The 17,816-nt window shown below is 71.7% G+C and carries 20 protein-coding genes; 5 read left to right on the top strand and 15 right to left on the bottom strand.

The genetic code is table 11. The annotated features are described in order from the left end of the window. Positions 1-2: 2 nt before the first annotated feature. Together IS481_RS01645 and IS481_RS01640 are read right to left on the bottom strand one after the other, a co-directional pair. The gene (locus IS481_RS01645) at positions 3-1,478 is read right to left on the bottom strand and encodes a M20 family metallopeptidase (RefSeq protein WP_104357773.1); all 1,476 of its coding nucleotides are present in this window, start codon (positions 1,476-1,478) and stop codon (positions 3-5) included. A gap of 88 nt (positions 1,479-1,566) precedes the next feature. Next, the gene (locus IS481_RS01640) at positions 1,567-2,433 is read right to left on the bottom strand and encodes an alpha/beta hydrolase (protein ID WP_104357711.1); all 867 of its coding nucleotides are present in this window, start codon (positions 2,431-2,433) and stop codon (positions 1,567-1,569) included. Between the two features lie 425 nt (positions 2,434-2,858). Here IS481_RS01640 and IS481_RS01635 point away from each other — a divergent pair, with 425 nt between their 5' ends. Then, positions 2,859-3,356 carry a MaoC family dehydratase gene (locus IS481_RS01635; RefSeq protein WP_104357712.1) on the top strand — a complete coding sequence of 166 codons (498 nt, stop codon included), beginning with the start codon at positions 2,859-2,861 and terminating at the stop codon, positions 3,354-3,356. Positions 3,357-3,392: 36 nt separating this feature from the next. On the opposite strand, the gene IS481_RS01630 is transcribed toward IS481_RS01635, so the two are convergent. After that, entirely contained in the window at positions 3,393-3,704 is a 312-nt protein-coding gene (locus IS481_RS01630) for a DUF2834 domain-containing protein (protein WP_104357713.1), read from the bottom strand. Positions 3,705-3,838: 134 nt separating this feature from the next. Between IS481_RS01630 and IS481_RS01625 the strand changes: the two genes are divergently transcribed. Further along, positions 3,839-4,684, top strand: a complete 846-nt coding sequence (locus IS481_RS01625) for a helix-turn-helix domain-containing protein (protein WP_198425444.1) — start codon at positions 3,839-3,841, stop codon at positions 4,682-4,684. Between the two features lie 6 nt (positions 4,685-4,690). Here IS481_RS01625 and IS481_RS01620 read toward each other — a convergent pair whose 3' ends face one another. Further along, on the bottom strand, positions 4,691-5,317 hold the full coding sequence (locus tag IS481_RS01620) for a protein phosphatase CheZ (RefSeq protein WP_104357715.1): 627 nt from the start codon (positions 5,315-5,317) through the stop codon (positions 4,691-4,693). Beyond that, entirely contained in the window at positions 5,314-5,706 is a 393-nt protein-coding gene (locus IS481_RS01615; RefSeq protein ID WP_104357716.1) for a chemotaxis response regulator CheY, read from the bottom strand. Before IS481_RS01615 ends, IS481_RS01620 begins: the two co-directional genes overlap by 4 nt. Before the next feature lie 255 nt (positions 5,707-5,961). On the opposite strand from IS481_RS01615, the gene IS481_RS01610 reads away from it, so the two are divergent. Further along, entirely contained in the window at positions 5,962-6,771 is an 810-nt protein-coding gene (locus IS481_RS01610) for an HDOD domain-containing protein (protein ID WP_104357717.1), read from the top strand. A 7-nt stretch (positions 6,772-6,778) separates the two neighbouring features. On the opposite strand, the gene IS481_RS01605 is transcribed toward IS481_RS01610, so the two are convergent. The 7 genes from IS481_RS01605 to IS481_RS01575 all read right to left on the bottom strand — a co-directional run bounded on the left by IS481_RS01605 (position 6,779) and on the right by IS481_RS01575 (position 14,001). Beyond that, on the bottom strand, positions 6,779-7,507 hold the full coding sequence (locus IS481_RS01605) for an aspartate/glutamate racemase family protein (protein ID WP_232529418.1): 729 nt from the start codon (positions 7,505-7,507) through the stop codon (positions 6,779-6,781). A 7-nt stretch (positions 7,508-7,514) separates the two neighbouring features. Further along, positions 7,515-8,270 (bottom strand): GntR family transcriptional regulator, encoded by a 756-nt coding sequence (locus tag IS481_RS01600; RefSeq protein ID WP_232529417.1) that lies wholly within the window; start codon positions 8,268-8,270, stop codon positions 7,515-7,517. Between the two features lie 23 nt (positions 8,271-8,293). Next, positions 8,294-9,184 carry an ABC transporter permease gene (locus IS481_RS01595; protein WP_194963329.1) on the bottom strand — a complete coding sequence of 297 codons (891 nt, stop codon included), beginning with the start codon at positions 9,182-9,184 and terminating at the stop codon, positions 8,294-8,296. A 4-nt stretch (positions 9,185-9,188) separates the two neighbouring features. Further along, a complete protein-coding gene (locus IS481_RS01590; RefSeq protein ID WP_104357719.1) occupies positions 9,189-10,061 on the bottom strand; it encodes an ABC transporter permease in 873 nt (290 codons plus the stop codon). A 241-nt stretch (positions 10,062-10,302) separates the two neighbouring features. After that, complete coding sequence (locus IS481_RS01585; protein WP_104357720.1) at positions 10,303-11,601, bottom strand: ABC transporter substrate-binding protein; 1,299 nt, start codon at positions 11,599-11,601, stop codon at positions 10,303-10,305. Positions 11,602-11,674: 73 nt separating this feature from the next. After that, positions 11,675-12,703 carry an ABC transporter ATP-binding protein gene (locus IS481_RS01580; protein WP_104357721.1) on the bottom strand — a complete coding sequence of 343 codons (1,029 nt, stop codon included), beginning with the start codon at positions 12,701-12,703 and terminating at the stop codon, positions 11,675-11,677. Positions 12,704-12,957: 254 nt separating this feature from the next. Then, complete coding sequence (locus IS481_RS01575) at positions 12,958-14,001, bottom strand: hypothetical protein (protein WP_170067467.1); 1,044 nt, start codon at positions 13,999-14,001, stop codon at positions 12,958-12,960. Positions 14,002-14,142: 141 nt separating this feature from the next. Here IS481_RS01575 and IS481_RS01570 point away from each other — a divergent pair, with 141 nt between their 5' ends. Together IS481_RS01570 and IS481_RS01565 are read left to right on the top strand one after the other, a co-directional pair. After that, complete coding sequence (locus IS481_RS01570; RefSeq protein ID WP_165908732.1) at positions 14,143-14,508, top strand: DUF2845 domain-containing protein; 366 nt, start codon at positions 14,143-14,145, stop codon at positions 14,506-14,508. After that, a complete protein-coding gene (locus tag IS481_RS01565) occupies positions 14,505-15,140 on the top strand; it encodes an exopolysaccharide biosynthesis protein (RefSeq protein ID WP_104357724.1) in 636 nt (211 codons plus the stop codon). The genes IS481_RS01570 and IS481_RS01565 overlap by 4 nt, the downstream gene beginning before the upstream one ends. Before the next feature lie 36 nt (positions 15,141-15,176). Here IS481_RS01565 and IS481_RS01560 read toward each other — a convergent pair whose 3' ends face one another. The 3 genes from IS481_RS01560 to IS481_RS01550 form a co-directional block, all read right to left on the bottom strand. Then, positions 15,177-15,872, bottom strand: a complete 696-nt coding sequence (locus IS481_RS01560; protein ID WP_104357725.1) for a Bax inhibitor-1 family protein — start codon at positions 15,870-15,872, stop codon at positions 15,177-15,179. A gap of 108 nt (positions 15,873-15,980) precedes the next feature. After that, the gene (locus IS481_RS01555; RefSeq protein ID WP_132765944.1) at positions 15,981-16,340 is read right to left on the bottom strand and encodes a hypothetical protein; all 360 of its coding nucleotides are present in this window, start codon (positions 16,338-16,340) and stop codon (positions 15,981-15,983) included. Positions 16,341-16,429: 89 nt separating this feature from the next. Further along, the gene (locus IS481_RS01550) at positions 16,430-17,548 is read right to left on the bottom strand and encodes an alkene reductase (protein WP_104357727.1); all 1,119 of its coding nucleotides are present in this window, start codon (positions 17,546-17,548) and stop codon (positions 16,430-16,432) included. Positions 17,549-17,816 lie beyond the last annotated feature (268 nt).

The following is a 17,816-nucleotide window of genomic DNA, read 5'->3' as shown; positions in this document are numbered from 1 at the left end:
GCTCAGGGCTGGGCGGCGATCACCGCCGCGACCGCGGCGGTCAGGCGCTTGCCATAGGGCACGTGCAGGAACTCGTTGGGGCCGTGCGCGTTGCTCTTGGGCCCCAGCACACCGCAGACCATCATCTGCGCCTTCGGGAAGCCCTCCTGCAGCATGCTCATCAGCGGGATGGTCCCGCCCTGCCCGATGAAGCCGAGCGGCGCCCCGTAGAAGGCCTTCGAGGCCTCGTCCAGCGCGCGGTGCAGCGCCGGCGTCAGCTCGGGCGCGTTCCATCCGGTGGCGGCATGGTCGGGCTCGAAGGTGACCCGGGCCTGGTAGGGCGGATCGACCTCCAGCAGGCGCTTGAGCTCCTGCGTGGCCTGCGCGCCGTCGACCAGCGGAGGCAGGCGCAGCGAGAGCTTGAACGCGGTGTAGGGGCGCAGCACGTTGCCCGCGCTGTCCAGCGCCGGCAATCCCTCGGCGCCGGTGACGCTCAGCGTCGGGTGCCAGGTGCGGCGCAGCAGCGCCTCGGCCGGGTCGGTGGTGGTCGGCAGCGTGAACGCGCCGTCGGCGCCGCAGGCCCAGGGGTAGCGCTTCCAGACCTCGTCGCCCAGGATCTGCGCCGCCGCTCGGGCCTGCTCGATGCGCGTGGCCGGGATCTCGCAGTGGAAGCTCTCGGGCAGCAGGCGGCCGGTGCGGCTGTCCTCCAGGCGGTCGAGCAGCTGGCGCAGGATGCGGAAGCTCGACGGCACCAGCCCGCTCGCATCGCCCGAGTGCACGCCCTCGGTCAGCACCTCGACCTTGAGCACGCCGCTGACCATGCCGCGCAGCGAGGTGGTCAGCCACAGCTGGTCGTAGTTGCCGGCGCCCGAGTCGAGGCAGACCACCAGGCCGACGTCGCCCAGCCGGGGCCTGAGCGCGTCGATGTAGGCCGGCAGGTCGTACGAGCCGCTTTCCTCGCAGGTCTCGATCAGGCCCACCACGCGCGGGCGCGGCAGGCCCTGGCGCTCCAGGGCCAGCAGCGCGGTGATCGAGGCGTAGATCGCGTAGCCGTCGTCGGCGCCGCCGCGGCCGTAGAGCTTGCCGTCCTCGTACTTGGGCGTCCAGGGGCCGAGGTCGCTGCGCCAGCCGCTGAACTCGGGCTGCTTGTCGAGGTGCCCGTACATCAGCACGGTCTGGGTGCTGTCGGTGCGCGCGGCCGGCAGCTCGAAGAAGATCACCGGGGTGCGCGGCCGGCCCTGGGCGTCGGCCAGGCGCACCACCTCCAGCTTCAGCCCGGGCAGCTTCTTGCTCTCCACCCAGGCCGCGGCGTTGCGCACCACGGTCTCGATGTGGTCGTGCCGCACCCAGTCGGCGTCGAAGGCCGGCGACTTGGCCGGGATGCGGATGTAGTCGGTCAGCGCGGGGACGATCTCGCGGTCCCAGACCTCGTCGACGAAGGTCTGCAGGGCGGCGGGATCTTGCAGCGGATCCAGCGGCAGGCGTTCGGGGGCGTTCACGACAGGCTCCTCGGGAATCGGCAGGCAACCCGACCAGTGTAGGCCGCGCGGCGCGCGCGTGCGCAGCGCGGCGGCGAAGGCCGCGACGTCAGTGGGCCCCGGGCGCACCGAAGCGCGCGTCCAGCCAGCGCTGCAGGCAGGCGAACACGGCGTCGTTGTCCGGCTCGTTGAAGATCTCGTGGCGCATCGCCTCGAAGCAGCGCGCCTCGACGACGCCGGCCGGCGCCCGGGCGGCGAATGCCGCGCTGCCCGCCGGCGCGACCAGGCGGTCCGCCCCGGCCCACATCAGCAGCGTCGGCACGCGCCACTGCGCGGCCTGTGCGCGGACCTGGCGGCCGCCGTCGACGATGAAGCGCACCAGCCTGGCGGTGACCGTGGCGTGCACCAGCGGGTCGTCCATGTAGGCCTGCACCACCGCGTCGTCGTGCGAGACGTCGCGCACGCGCAGCCCGTTGGGCACCGGCAGGTCCGGCGCCAGCGCGTGCATCAGCGCAAGCAGCGCGCGCTGCGGCCCGGACAGCCCCGGGTCCAGCGCCGGCGAGGACAGCACCAGCCCCTCCACCGGCCGCAAGGCGCCGGCGACGAAGCGCGCCGCCACCAGCCCGCCCATGCTGTGGCCGAGCAGGACCAGCGGCGCCGGGGCCTGTGCGCGCACCTGGTCGAGCACCGCGGCGAGGTCCTCGAGCAGGTCGTCCGGCCGGCGCAGGCCGCCGCGCGGGCCTTGCGAGCGGCCATGGCCGCGATGGTCGTAGGCCACCACCTGGAAGCCCTGCCCGCGCAGCCACTGCGCGACATGCTCGTAGCGGCCGCTGTGCTCGCCCAGGCCGTGGACCAGCAGCACCGTGCCGCGCGCGGGCGCAGCCGGCGCCGGCCAGTGGCGCAGTGCCAGGCGGGTGCCGTCGGCCAGGGCAAGTTCGGACAGCGTGGACGCGGGCGTGACGGCAAGCGGGTTCATCGCGCGCCAGTGTGCCGGCGGCCGGCCCCGCGACGCATCGGGGGCGTCCCGCACCGCCGGTGACGGCGCACCGGCCGGTCGGGGTCATGGGCACGCCCGTTGCTTGGAGTACGGCGACGGTTGATGGTGCCCCGAGTCAACACCGGTTCGCTCCTCCCTCTCCGACCCTCCCTCACCTAGCTTGGGCGTATCGGTTCGGGGCGCCTTTTGTATCCAGGCGGCTTCCGGTCCCGCCACCCGCCGCTGCGGCGACCGGAAGCCGCGACCCTTCCCCCGGCTGCACACGCTCCTGGCGGGTACGGCTTCGGCTTGCCATCCGGCAAGAACTGCTGAACCGACCGGCAATTCGTACGGGCGCGCCCGGTGCCGGCAGTGTCGCGACCGCTTCGGTAGGATCGGGGAAACCGACATCCGCAAGGTCCCCGATGAACGCCTCTTCCACCCCGACGCTGTACTGGGAAGACTTCGAGCCGGGCTCGGTCACCGAGTTCGGCCACAAGCTCGTCGATCGCGACGAGGTGATCCAGTTCGCCAGCCAGTTCGATCCCCAGCCGTTCCATCTCGACGACGCGGCCGCACAGCAGTCGCTGTTCGGCCGCCTGGCGGCCAGCGGCTGGCACACCTGCGCGATGGTCATGCGCATGATGTGCGACGGCTACCTGCTCCAGGCCGCCAGCCTGGGCTCGCCCGGCGTGGACAACCTGCGCTGGCTCAAGCCCGTCTACCCGGGCGACGTGCTGCGCGTGCGCATGACCATCAAGGCCAAGCGGCCGATGAACAGCCGCCCGCACGTGGGCCTGGTGCACAGCCAGTGGGAAGCGATCGCGCGCCGGCCCGACGGCACCGAGGACGTGGTGCTGACGATGGAAGGCTGGGGCATGTTCCAGCGCCGCGAGGTGGCACCGCCCCAGCCCGCCGCCTGAGGCACCGCGCCCGGCCGGCGGGCACGGCAGGGCGGTTCAGGCGGCGCGGGCCACGCCCGGCGTCGTGCGGCGTCCTGGCGCGAGCGCCAGGTACAGCAGCGGCCCGACCGAGCCCCCCACCAGCGTCAGCACCAAGTAGGGCCAGACGGTGCGGCCCTGGCGGCCGGCGTCGTGGGCCATCCACCCCATCGCCAGCAGCCCGAACAGGACGATGTCGAAGGCGACCTGCCAGCCGGCCGCCCCCTCGAACAGGTGCAGCCAGATGGCGAGGTAGCCGACCTCCCAGACGACCCAGGCCGAGAAGGCCCCGAACACCAGCAGCGCAATCCATGCAGCAGTACGTTCCATGATGTGCTCCTTGGGTGAAACCGAGCACACTGTGCGCTGGCGCCGGGAAGGCGGGCAATTACGCACCAGGTAGTTGGCGCACCGCGCCGCCCGGCATGAAATGCCCGGCACGGGACTCAAGCGAGCAAGGCACGATGGACGCACGGCAGCACTCCTCCTCATCCCACGTCGGCGAGCACATGAAGCAGGCCCGCCAGGCGCGCCGGCTCAGCCAGATGGAGCTGTCGCTGCGCGTCGGCGTCTCGCAGCGACACCTGAGCTTCATCGAGACCGGGCGCGCGCGTCCCAGCCGCGAGATGCTGCTGGCGCTGCTGGATGCACTGGAGCTGCCGCTGGCGCAGCGCAACGAGCTGCTGATGAAGGCCGGCTACGCGCCGCACTACCCGGCCACCTCGCTCGACAGCCCGGACATGCAGCCGGTGCGCGAGGCGCTGCTGCAGCTGCTGTCGGCGCACGACCCGAGCCCGGCGATGGTGCTGGACCGGCAGTGGAACCTGGTGCTGGTCAACCGCGGGATGCTGGCGCTGTGGCGCACGCTCAGCTGCAGCGACGCGCTGGGGCTGGCCTATGAATCGGGCACCCCGCTGAACCTGCTGGACCTCATGCTGGACCCCGACGGCCTGCAGCGGCTGCTGATCAACCGCGAGGAACTGCTGGAACACCTGCACCAGCGCGTCTGGCGCGAGGTGCCGCACGAGCCGGCCCTGCAGCCGCGGCTGGAGGCCTTCGAGTCGCGCGGCCATGGCGCGCGGCACCGGCGCGGCACCGCCCAGGCGACGATGGCACCGCCTTCGCCGGTGCTGACCGCGCACTTCCAGGTGCCCTGCAGCGACCGGCAGCTGGCCTTCTTCTCGATGTTCACCACCTTCGGCACGCCGCACGACATCACGATCGCGTCGCTCAAGGTGGAGCACCTGTTCCCGGCCGACGAGGCCACGCGCGACTTCGTGCGCGGCTGGCTCGGTGCCGCGGGCGGCTAGCCCGGCTCAGAAGCCGAGCGAGGCCAGCAGGTCGTCGACCTCGTCCTGCTTGAGCGCCTTGTCGGGCACCTGCGGCCCGGCCAGCTCCGACGCCGGCGCCGGGGACGGGGCGGGGGCCGCAGCCGGCTGCTGCTCCGGCGCGCTGTCGACCAGCAGGTCCAGCAGCTGGTGCTCGGTGCGGGTGATGATGTCGATGACCTTCTTGATCACCTGCCCGGAAAGATCCTGGAAGGACTGCGACAGCATGATGTCGCCGAGCACGCCGTGCTGCGCCTGCGCGAACGAGGCGGCGCGGTCCGCGTAGCCGGCGCACAGCTTCATCATCGCGCGGGCGCGCTCGACCGACATGTCCGGCGCCTCGGCGAGCCGGCGCAGGCTGTCGGCCAGCTCGCGCCCCTGCGAGGCGACCGTCTCGCATTCGGGGCGGGCCACGTCGACCAGGTTCAGCACCTTGTTGGCCGCATCCTCGGTCATCCGGCCGACGTAGGCCAGGCGCTCGCGCGCGTCGGGGATCTCGCTGACCACGGTCTGCAGCTCCGAGCCGGCGCCGAGCGCGATCAGCGCCTCGTGCAGCTGCCGCGTGATCGCCCCCAGGCGGGCAAAGGCTTCCTCGGGAGAAATCGTCGGCTTCATGCCAGCCCCCTCTTCTTGAGGATGTTCTGGATCTTCTCGTTGAGCACCGCGGCGGTGAACGGCTTGACGATGTAGCCGTCGGCACCCGCCTTGGCCGCCTCGATGATGTTTTCCTTGCGCGCTTCGGCGGTGATCATCAGGAAGGGCAGGTCCTTCAGGGTCTCGCTGGCACGCACCTGCTGCAGCAGCTCGAGCCCGGTCATGTTGGGCATGTTCCAGTCGCTGATGACGAACTGGATGTTGCCGTGCTCGAGCTTGCGCAGGGCATCGACGCCGTCCTCGGCCTCGACCGTGCGCTGGCAGCCCAGTTCCTTCACCAGGTTCGTCACGATGCGGCGCATCGTGCTGAAGTCATCGACCACCAGGATGGTCAGGTGAGCTAGGGACATGGTCGTTCGGGAGTGGAGGGGTGCGAAAGCGACGCGCCATGGGTCGGCCGCACCGGAACAGGTGACGAATTGTTGCCGATGGCACGCCGTCGCCGGCCCCTCCGGTCCCGCCCGGCCGTGGCGTTGTTCACACTGCACGCCGCAGGACGACGGCGGCCGCGCATGCCGGCCGCAGTTCGCACAAGCCCCCCGGGCTGCGGTGGCATAAAGTGCGCCGCGCGAGACGTCCGCGCGGCGCACTTGCATCATTGCCCCATGCCCGTCGACCATACCCTGCGATCGCTGAACATCGACCTGCCCGCCCAGCCGGCCGTGCTGGTGCAGCTGTCGCTGCTGCTGGCCGAGGAGGAGGTGGACTTCAAGGCCATGGGCAGCCTGATCGAAGGCGACATGACCCTGGCCGCGGCGGTGCTCAAGGCGCTCAACTCGCCGATCTACGGGCTGCGCCGGCAGGTGCGCACGGTGCAGCAGGCCCTCCTGTACCTGGGCAGCAACGAGGTGGCCGCGATCACCTACGAGATGGGGCTGCGCTCGGTGTTCCCGTCGGCGCCCGAGCTGGACGCGCTGTGGCTGCGCGCCAACCGGCGCGGCATGCTGATGGCGCTGATGGCGCGCCGCCTCGGCCTGGACACCTTCGTCGCGCACTCGGCCGGCCTGTTCGAGGAATGCGGCAAGGCGGTGATGTTCCGGCACGCGCCCGAGCGCTACGGGCCGATGCTGCGCGACGCGCCGGCCGACGACCTGCTGGTGCTGCAGGAGATGCAGGCCTTCGGCGTCAGCCACGACGCGCTGGGCGCGGCGCTGTGCCAGACCTGGACGCTGCACCCGGCCGCCGTGACCTGCGTGCGCTACCACGTGGTCGTGCAAAGCGGCGGCACCTGGCCCGACAAGCCCGAGGCGCGGCCGCTGTGCGCGCTGTCGGCGGTGGCGCACTACCTGATGCGCGCCCCCGACGCCCTCGAGGCCGCGGTGCGCGCCGCCGCCACCCTGGGCGGTCTGGACGAGGTGCGCTTCCTCGAGGCGGCGCAGGATGCCTACGCGGTGCTGCGCGCGGCCGAGGCCTGACCCGCGCTCAGCCCAGCAGCAGCTGCTGCAGCGGCGCCGACAGGCCCTGCCAGCGCACCGCGGACGCCGCCACGGCGGCCGGCGCGGCACGCAACGCCTGGCGCGCCCCGGCCTCGACGCTGTCGATCAGCGGCACCGGCACGTCCCCGGCCAGCCGGGCGGCCAGGCCGGCCAGCCCCGCGCCGCCGACGATCACGCTGCGCACGCCCTCGCCCTGCGCCGCCGCCAGGCAGGCCGGCCGCAACGCGGCCCGCGCGGCGTCCAGGTCGGACGACAGCTGCAGGCCGCTGGCCGCCACGGTGTGCACGCCGGCCAGCGCCTCGTGCAGCCCGAGGCCGTACGCCAGGCGCCGCAGCATCGGCGCCCAGGCCGCACCGCCCGTGACGATCGCGAAGCGCCCGAGCGCCGCGGCCTCGCGCATCGCCGCCTCGGCCAGCCCGGTCACCGGGTGCGGGCACAGCTCGCGCAGCGCGAACACGCCCGGGTCGCCGAAGCAGCCGACCAGCACCGCGTCCGGGCGGCCGTCGATGGCGACCGCCGCGGCATAGGCGTCCAGCGTCGCATGGGCGGCGACGGCATAGCTCGCCTCGCTGCTGATGTACTCGGCACCGAAGCGCGCGGTGCACGCCTGCACCGTCACGTCCTCGTCGCGCAGCGCCGCCTGCACGTGCTGCGCCAGCCGCGCCGTGACCGGCGCCGAGGTGTTGGGGTTGACGAGCAGCAGGCGTCGCGGCATGGGGTCCTCAGTCGGCATCGGCCGCGGCGCGACCGAACAGTTGCAGCAGGTCGGCCGGCCCGCGTTCGGGCCGGGTGAAGTCCAGCAGCGCCTCGAGGTGCGCGAGGTGGCGCACCGCGACCTCCTGCGCGGCGCGCACGTCGCCCAGGCGCAGCGCCTGCAGCAGCGCGCGGTGCTCGTGGCAGCGGCAGCCGTCCAGCGGCGTGCCGGCGATGGCCTCGGGCGTGCCGTAGGTCATCAGCACCAGCGAGGTCCGCGACACCAGCTCGCGCAGCAGGCGCTCCAGCGTGCGGTGGCGCGCGCCCTGCGCGATCAGCAGGTGGAACTCGCCGGACAGCCGGATCGCGCGGTGCCGGTCGCCCAGGGTGCGCGCGGCTTCCTCGGCCTCGATGCAGGCCGCCAGGCGCGCGTGCGCCTCGTCGCCGGCATGCCGCAGGTACAGCGCCACCAGCTCCGGCTCGATCAGCCGGCGCACGCCGAACACCTCGCGCGCCTCCTCGGCGCTCGGCTGCACCACGGTCGCGCCGCGGTGGCGCGACAGCGTCACCAGCTGCTCGTTGGCCAGGCGGATCAGCACGTGGCGGATGCGGGTGCGCGAGACGCCGAAGGCCTGGCCCAGCCGGTCCTCGACCAGCTTGGTGCCGGGCTGCAGCCGGTGGTCCAGGATGGCCTCGACGATGCGCTGGTACATCTGCTCGTCGCTCGGGCGCGCGTCCTCCGGCGCGGCCTCGACCAGGGCCAGGGCGGTCGACGGTCCTGTCACGGGCAGCCCCTCCCCGGCCTCGTTCAGGGCAGGCGCCGGCTGCGGCGCAGCCAGGCCAGCGCCAGCAGGGTCAGCCCGATGGCGAGCAGCGACACCACCGTGGTGAGCGTGCCCAGCGCGTAGATCGCCGGCGTGGTCACCGTGGTGGTCAGGCCCTGCAGCTCCAGCGGCAGGGTGTTGAGGTCGCCGATGGCCTGCGACGAGCGCGCGATCTCGTCCCAGGACAGCGTGAAGCCGAACAGCCCGACGCCGACCACCGAGGGGCCGATCAGCGGCAGCACCACGTGGCGGAACGCCTGCCAGGGCGTGGCGCCCAGGTCGCGCGCGGCCTCCTCGTAGGCCGGGGTGAAGCGGTTGAACACCGCGAACATGATCAGCAGCCCGAACGGCAACGTCCAGGTCAGGTGCGCGCCCAGCGCCGAGGTGCCCAGCCCCATCGTGGTCGTGAAGTGCTCCAGCGCCCACTCCCACTCCAGCGCCTCGAGCAGCCGCTGGACGCCGGTGTCGATCAGCCGGAACTGCAGGCCGATGCCCAGCGACACGATGATCGAGGGCATGATGAGGCTGGCAATGGTCAGGTAGAACAGCGCGTCGCCGCCGCGCAGCTTCTTGCGGAAGGCCAGCCCCGCGAGCACCGAGACCAGGATGGTCAGGCCCATCACCGCCAGCCCGAGCTTGAGCGAGCGCCGCAGCGCGGCCCACACGTCGATCACGCCCAGCCCCTCGGCCAGCCGCGCGAACCAGTGCAGCGACCAGCCGCGCATCGGGAAGGTCAGGCCGCCCTGCGGCCCCTGGAAGCTCAGCACGAAGATGGTCAGCGTCGGCCCGTAGAGGAACACCAGGAACAGGCCGAAGAAGATCGCCAGCAGCCAGAAGCTCGCCGGCCGGGGTTCGCGCTCGCGGTGCAGGGCCATCGCGTCACAGCTCCTTGCGGATGTCGACCAGGCGCGTCAGCGCGTAGATGATCAGCACCACCACCGCGAGCAGGATCACCGCGTTGGCGGCGGCGATCGGGAACTGCAGGTAGGAGGTCTGCACCTGGATCACCTTGCCGACCGAGGCGATCTGCTGCCCGCCCATCACGCCCACCGTGACGAAGTCGCCCATCACGATGGTGATGATGAAGATCGAGCCGATCAGGATGCCGGTGCGCGACAGCGGGATCACCACGTGCCACAGCGTCTGCCAGCCGCTGGCGCCGCTGTCGCGCGCGGCCTCGATCAGCGAGCGGTCGATGCGCATCATCGAGTTGAAGATCGGCACGATCATGAACATCGTGTACAGGTGCACGAAGGCCAGCACCACCGAGAAGTCGCTGAACAGCAGCCACTCGATCGGCGCCTCGATCAGCCCGAGCGACTGCAGCGTCTGGTTGATCAGCCCGTTGCGTCCCAGCAGCGGCACCCACGAGATCATGCGGATCACGTTGGAGGTCCAGAACGGGATGGTGCACAGCAGGAACAGCACCGTCTGCATCGCCGGCGTGCGCACGTGGAAGGCGAGGAAGTACGCGATCGTGAAGCCGAGCACCAGCGTGACCGCCCACACGATCACGCAGAACTTCAGCGTCGACGCATAGGTGCGCAGCGTCACGCACCAGTCGGCGGTGTTGCTGCAGCCGCTGAAGATGTCCTGGTAGTTGCGCAGCGTGAAGGCCGGGATCAGCTCGTACTCGTTGTAGTCCCACAGGCTGACCATCGCGATCAGCGCCAGCGGGATCACGAAGAAGAACGCGAAGGTCAGCGCCAGCGGGGCGGCCTGCAGCCAGGCGGGGGGTGCGCGGTGGGACATCAGCGCATGCCTCCTGCATGGGGCGGCCTGGCAGGCGGGCCGCGATGCACGCCCGGCGGCGCGGGGGCTGGCTTCCGCTTGCCCGGAAGCAGGTCGCCAAACAAGGGGGCACCCCTTCGCTCAGCGCAGGGGCCCCGCCGGGCACGCCTCCCGGCGCGGCCCGCAGGGCCGAAGGCGGCAGCCCACCCCTGACCCAGCGGCCCCACCCCCTCCTCCTTGTCCTCAGCGCGCCACACGTCCATCACGCCGCCACGAACTCATTCCACTTCTGCACCATGTAGTTGTTCTCGTCCATCACCGCGTTCCAGCAGGCGATCGCGCCCATGCGCTCCTCGTAGGAGCCGCCGTCGCGCACCGAGCCGGCCTTCTCGATGATGGTGCCGTCCGGGGCCTTGATGTCCTTCTCGGCCGGCTTGCCTTCCATCCAGTAGGCCCACTCGTACGGCTCCATGTAGGCCTTGGCGGTCTCGAGCACCGCGCTGTAGTAGCCCTGGCGGTTCAGGTGCGCGCCGGCCCAGCCGTCGAGGAACCAGTTGATGAACTCGTAGGCCGCGTCGAGCTTGCGGCCCGACAGCGTCGAGGGCACGCCGAAGCCGGACGCCCAGGCGCGGTAGCCTTCCTTGAGCGGCTGGTACACGCAGGCGATGCCCTGCGAGCGCACCTTGGTCACCGCCGGCGACCACATCGACTGGATCACCACCTCGCCGGAGGCCATCAGGTTGACGCTCTCGTTGAAGTCCTTCCACAGGCTGCGGAACTGGCCGGCGCGCTTGGCCTCGATCAGCGTCTTGATCGTCAGGTCGATCTCCTGGCGCGTCATGTTGCCCTTGTCGGGGTACCTGTACAGGCCCATCGCCTCGATGACCATCGCCGCGTCCATGATCCCGATCGACGGGATGTTCAGGATCGCGGCCCGGCCCTTGAACTCCGGGTTCAGCAGGTCGGCCCAGGACGTGACCGGACGCTTGATGAGGTCGGGGCGGATGCCCAGCGTGTCGGCGTTGTAGGTGGTCGGGATCAGCGTGATGTAGCCGGTGTTGGTGGTGGCGAACTTCTTCGACTTCTCGCCTTCGAGGAACATCACCTTCTTCGGCGCGGTGCCCTGGTCGCCGACCTTCTTGCCGCCGACCTCGCCCTTGGTGAACAGCGGCGTGATCTTGTCGGCATGCTTGATGCGGCGTGCGTCGATGCCCTTGAGGTTGCCGGTGGGCACGATCTTCTTCAGCGAGAAGTACTCGGTGTCGAGCAGGTCGAAGGAGTTGGGCGCGGTCACGGCGCGCTTGGTGACGTCGTCGGTCGTGACCGGGATGTACTGGATCTCGATGCCGGTGTCTGCCTTGAACTTGTCCGCGATCGCCTTGTCCTGGTTGACGGCGGTACCGAGGTAGCGCAGCACGATCCTGTCCTGCGCGTGGATTGCCGGGAAGGTCCCGGCAGCCAGGATGCCGGCCGCGCCCTTGAGCAGGCTGCGGCGGCTGATGCCCACGGCGGTGTCGGTCGCGGACGGGACGGAATGCAGGTCGAGGTCTTGGTCGGACATGGTGTGGCCTTTCTCTCTGGGCTGGCGGTCAGGAAGGAAGAAGCGGCATCGGCAATCCCGCCCGGACGCCGTCTCAGGCAGCCAGGCGGGTTTCCTGCAGCGCATGGGCGTCGTCCCACGACACCCATGCGGTCTCACCGGGTTGCCAGGGCCGGGCGTAGAACTCGGCCTCGTGCAGCATCGCGGTGATCTCGTCCGGCATGGCGTGTCCCCCGGCGCCCCCATCGAGGCGCTCGCGCAGGAGCGTCACCAGCACGTAGGTTCCCTGGTACTCGACGGCACGCACCTGCGCGCGCAGGCAGGTGCGCCCGGGCGTGCTGCGCCACAGGCGGGTCTTGTCCGCCCGCACCGCGACCACCGCACCGCCGACCTCCAGCACGTTGTGGCTGCCGAGGAAACGCGCGACGAACTCGGTGCGCGGCGCATTGAACACGTCGTGGGGCGGGCCTTCCTGCTCGATGCGCCCGCCGTTCATCAGCACCACCTTGTCCGCCAGCGCCATCGCCTCCTCCTGCGAGTGCGTGACGTGCACGAAGGTGAAGCCCAGCTCCTTCTGCCAGCGCTTGAGCTCGGCGCGCATCTTCACGCGCAGGAAAGGATCGAGCGCCGACAGCGGCTCGTCCAGCAGCAGCACGCGTGGCTCGGTGGCGAGCGCCCGCGCCAGCGCGACGCGCTGCTGCTGCCCGCCGGACAGCTCCGCCGGCTTGCGCTGTGCATAGGCTTCCATCGCGACCAGCGCCAGCAGCTCCATCGCGCGCGCATGGCGCTGCGCCTTGGGCATGCCGCGCATCCGGAGGCTGAAGGCGACGTTGTCGAGCGCGTTCAGGTGCGGGAACAGCGCGTAGCTCTGGAACATCATCGCGGTGCCGCGCTCGGCCGCGCTCAGGTGCGTGATGTTGCGGCCGCCCAGCAGGATGTCGCCGTCGCTGGCGCGCTCGTGGCCGGCGATCATGCGCAGCGTCGAGGTCTTGCCGCAGCCCGAGGGCCCGAGCAGGCAGCAGTAGCTGCCCCCCGGCACGCGCAGGTCGATCGCGTCGACGGCGGTCGTGGTGCCGTATCGCTTGCTCAGGTGCACCAGTTCGAGATCGGCAGTCTCGCTCACGCGGCCCCTCCTTGTGGTCGGGGCCGCTTCTGCAAGGGCTGTGCCAAAAATCCCACGGGCCGTGGGCGCGAGGGCCGGTTGCACGCAATTTCCCTCTGGAACTGCATGCAATCGCCGTCCTGCCGGGCCGCACCGGAGCGCGCCGGGACGGGCACCCGCGTGGTGCGACGCACCGCAAGCGGTCGCCGGGCCTGCACCCGGATGGACCAGGTCCGCCCGGGCCGTCGCGCCTGCGCCGTGCCCGGGCCGCGGATTCAGTCCGTCCCGACGTGCACGTCCTGCAGCCTCAGGGAGCCCAGCCCCAGCGTGACGTCCGGCCGGGGCCCGAGGCCCAGCCCGCCGACGCGCAGGCTGAGGTCGGCCGACACCGGCCCGCTGCGCACGGGCAGGCCCTGCCAGGCGGTGCAGGCACGCTCGGCGGCCAGCTCGGGCAGGCGCAGCACCAGCTCGTGGCTCAGCACCGCGGCCGAGACGATGACGCGGTTGCGGCCCTGCGCCTGTCCGGCCAGCACCAGGTGGTGGTCCTGGGTGCCGAGCCGGCCGTCGCCCAGCACCAGCTCGCCGGTCAGGCGCGTGCGGTCCAGCGTGGCTTCCAGCTGGCGGTTGGCCATGCGGCCCGGCAGCGCGAAGGGCTGGTGCGACAGCAGGCCCTCGACGAAGGCGCGCAGGTCCAGCCGGCCGCGGTCGGTCACGCCGCGCGAGCGGCCGGCGCCGCGCGTCTCGAACTGCGCGCCGGGGATCTCGCGCGCGGTGAACAGGTACAGGTACTTGCGCCCCAGACGCGGCGCGTCGACATGGATGCCGCCGCGGCTGATGCCCATGTGCGAGTCCGGCCCCAGGTGCGCGACGGTGGTGCGGTTGAAATCGATGCAGCCGCGCTCGATCGCCAGCCGCACTTCCACGTCCAGCACCCAGATCGCGTCGGAGATGAAGGCATGCAACGCCCCTCGCATGCCGGCCAGCGCCTCCAGCCGCCACGGGCCGAGGGCGGCCGGATCGACGCGCGGCGCGCCGGTCAGCCGCGCTTCCACGCCGAGCAGCTGCATGGCGCCGACATCGGCCTGCACGAGCTGCGGCGCGGTCCCGTCCGCGGGCGACCGCAGCGTGGCCGACAGCCGCTCGAACTGCGCGCGGGCCACGTGCACCTCCAGCCCGGGGTGCTCGAAGCGCAGCGCCCGCAGCTCCAGGCGTTCGGCCTCGACGCGCCAGGCGCCGTCGCCGGCGGCCGCAAGCTGCAGCCCGGCGCCGTCGGACGCGCCGGTGCGGCCGGTCTCGCGCAGGATGTGCATGGCGCCCACTGTGCCACCACCTCTCGCGCTGCGGGTATCGGGGCGTCACGCGGAGCGCGCCCGACCGCGGCCGGCGCCTTCCGGCGCCGAAACCCTGCGCGCCACATTCCGCACTGGCGCGAAGCCGCGCCGCGCCGGAAAATGACGGCCATGTCCTGGCTCCTGCGCCGCCTGATCACGGCCCTGCTGCCCGCCCTCGCCGGGGTGGGCGCCATGCTGCCGCCACCGGTCGCGGCCGAGTCGCTGCGCTGCAACGGGCAGTCGGCACAGGAAGGCGATTCCCGGCTGTCGGTGCTGTACAAGTGCGGCGAGCCGCTGCTCAAGGACGCCTATTGCGCACCGGTCTACCACGCCCCGTCGCTCCAGCAGGTTCCGCCGCCGCTGGTGGGCATCGCGGTGCCGTGCGAGACCGTGGAGGAATGGCTGTACGACCGCGGCCCGGGCCACCTGACGGCCACGGTGCGCTTCCGCTCCGGCGTGGTGCACTCGATCCACTACGGCCGGCAGCCCCGATGACCACGCTGCCGCCGCTGATCGGCCACGGGAACGGCCGCCCGCTGTCGGGGGTGCTGCTGGACATCGCCGGCGACCCGTCGCGCGAGCGCATCTCGGTCGGCGACCTGCTCGCCGCGCTGAGCGACCGGGCCCTGGCGGCGCTGATCTTCCTGTTCTCGTTCCCGAACGCGCTGCCGATGCCGCCCGGCACCTCGGCCATCCTGGGCGCCCCGCTGCTGTTCCTGACCGCGCAGCTCGCGCTGGGCCTGAAACCCTGGCTGCCGCAGTTCATCGCGCGGCGCTCGATCGCCCGCGCCGACTTCGCGCGCATGGTGCAGCACATGGTGCCGTGGCTGCGCCGGGCCGAGAAGCTGCTCAAGCCGCGCCTGAGCGTGCTGGCACGCCCGCCGTTCGAGCACCTGGTCGGCGTGATCGGCCTCGTGCTGGCGGTGATCCTGGTGCTGCCGATCCCGCTCGGCAACATGCTGCCCGCGTTCGCGCTGGCCGTGCTCTCGCTCGGCATCCTGGAGCGCGACGGGTTGTGGGTGATCGCCGGGACCGTGCTGGCGATCGCCGGCGTCGTGCTGGTGTGGGGGGTGCTGGTGGCGCTCGTGATGAGCGCCGTCTACCTGATGTCGACGCTGCTCGGCTGAGGGCCGCGACCCGCGGCCCCGCCGAGTGCGAGGGACTTACTCGTCGCGGCCGCCGAAGATGCCCAGCAGGGCCAGCAGCGACTGGAACACGTTGTACAGGCTCAGGTACACGCCCAGCGTGGCCGAGATGTAGTTGGTCTCGTAGCCGTCGCGCACGCGCTTGAGGTCATGCAGGATGAAGGCCGAGAAGATGCCGATGGCCAGCACCATCAGCGTCAGCATCAGCGCGCTGGACTGCAGGAAGAAGTTGGCGATGCCCGCCACCATCAGCATGACCGCGCCGATGAACAGGAACTTGCCCATCGAGGACAGGTCGCGCTTGATGATGCTCGACAGGCTGGCCATGCCGAAGAAGATCAGGCCCGTGCCGGCGAAGGCGGTCATGATCAGCTCGGCGCCGTTGCCCAGGCCCAGCACCGCGCCGACCAGGCGCGACAGCATCACGCCCATGAAGAAGGTGAAGGCCAGCAGCACCGGCACGCCGGCGGCCGAGTTCTTGGTGCGCTCGATCGCGAACATGAAGCCGAACGCGCCGGCGAAGAAGACGATCATGCTGACGCCGGGCGTCATCGCGCGGGCCAGGCCGGTGGCCACGCCCAGCCAGGCGCCCAGCACGGTGGGCACCATGGACAGCGCCAGCAGCCAGTAGGTGTTGCGCAGCACGCGGTTGCGTTCGGCGGCCGCCGGCAGGGCGGCCTCGCGGGTCAGGTACGGGTACGGATTCGGGTTCATGGACGACCTTGTCTATGGAAAAAACACGGGAAAACGATCGGGACGCCCGGTCGCACCCGTGCACGGGCACACCGGACGGACGGCGCCCGGGCCGGCGTGGATGCCGGCTCAGGCCAAGCGGGAAACGGAGGGGGGACGCAGCAGCGCGTCGACGTGGGCCGAGGCGATGTCGCTCATGCCCAGGCGCTGCGGCGGGGCCGCGGCCAGCGGCGCCATCTGTACGACGAAGGCGTCGGGCAGCACGGCCTGTTCGCCGATGTCGGCCGGCGAGGACAGGGAAGCGGTACCGCCTTCCTCGACCGCCAGCGGGGCGGCCTCGGCGGCGGCGTGCAGGTCGGCCGCCGCCACGACGTCCTGGAGCGTGCAGGACGCCACGGGCGCGGCCGGCGCCGCGGACGAGGCATGCGGCAGCAGCCCCGCCCCGAGCAGGACGCACGCGAACAGGAAGGCAACGAGCCGCAGCAGCATGCCGGCCATTGTAGTGGCGGGGACGCGGGCCGGGCGCACGGGTGTCGCGCGGATGCCGCCGGCTGCGTCCCCCGGGGTGGCGGCCGGCCTCAGGCCGAGGCCACCGGCTGCTGGTCCAGCGTGGGGTAGTCGGTGTACCCCTTGGCGCCGCCACCGTACAGCGTGGAGGGGTCCAGCGCGTTGAGCGGGGCGTTCTCGCGCCAGCGCCGGCCCAGGTCGGGGTTGGCGATGAACGCCCGGCCCACCGACACCAGGTCGGCCGCGCCGCTGGCCACCGCGTCCAGCGCCATCTGCCGGTCATAGCCGTTGTTGACCATCCACGGGCCCGGGAAGCGCTGGCGCAGCTGCGCGTAGTCGAACGGCCGGCCCTGCTCGGTCAGGTCGCGCGCCCCGCCGGTCTGGCCCTCGACGACGTGCAGGTAGGCCAGCCCCATCGGCGCCAGCTGCTCGACCACGTAGTTGAACAGCGGCTGCGGGTTGCTGTCGTAGGCGTCGTTGGACGGCGTGACCGGCGACAGGCGCACCCCGGTGCGGCCGGCGCCGATCTCGGCGGTGACCGCGCGCATCACCTCCAGCAGCAGGCGCGCCCGGTTCTCGATCGGGCCGCCGTAGGCGTCGGTGCGGTGGTTGCTGCCGTCGCGCAGGAACTGGTCCAGCAGGTAACCGTTGGCAGCGTGCACCTCGACGCCGTCGAAGCCGGCCTCCATCGCCAGCCGCGCGGCGCGCCGGTAGTCCTCGACGATGCCGGGCAGCTCGTCCAGGCGCAGCTCGCGCGGCATCGAGGTCGGCTGGAACCCCTCGCGGGTGTAGGTCTTGGTGTTGGCCTGGATGGCCGAAGGCGCCACCGGCGACTGGCCGTCGGGCAGCAGCGAGACATGCGAGACGCGCCCGACATGCCACAGCTGGATCACGATGCGCCCGCCGCGCGCGTGCACGGCCTCGGTGATGCTCTTCCAGCCGGCGACCTGCTCGGCGTTGTGGATGCCGGGGGTGTCGAGGTAGCCCTGGCCCATCGGGCTGACCTGCGAGGCCTCGGTGATGATCAGGCCGGCGCCGGTGGCCGGGTTGGCGCGCTGCGCGTAGTACTCGGCCGCCAGCGGGGCCGGCACCTGCCCCGGGGCCGCGCGATTGCGGGTCAGCGGGGCCATCACGAGCCGGGTGGCGAGTTCGATGTCACCAATGCGGATGGGATCAAACAACGTGGGCATGGACACTCCTTCTGGACGTACGTGATGCGGCACGCAGCCCGGCCGCACAAAGCGCGAAGTTACGCACACATCGCCGCCGGGGGTGGCGCTGGATCAAAAGAATCCGCCGCCGCCGTGAGGGTGCACGGGGGCCGGCGGCAGAATCCGCACGCCTGTGCTATTGCGCACGGTCTGCCGCCCGGCCTGAGGGTTTGCCGGGGCGCCCCGGTGCAGGCCCGCTTCCTAGAATCGCCGCCGTAGCGCGACTCCATGCCCTGCAGGCCCCGCT

The organism is Caldimonas thermodepolymerans (assembly GCF_015476235.1).
Taxonomy (GTDB): domain Bacteria; phylum Pseudomonadota; class Gammaproteobacteria; order Burkholderiales; family Burkholderiaceae_C; genus Caldimonas; species Caldimonas thermodepolymerans.
The sequence above is the reverse complement of the archived record's forward strand: the minus strand, read 5'-3'. Positions and strand labels throughout refer to the sequence as shown.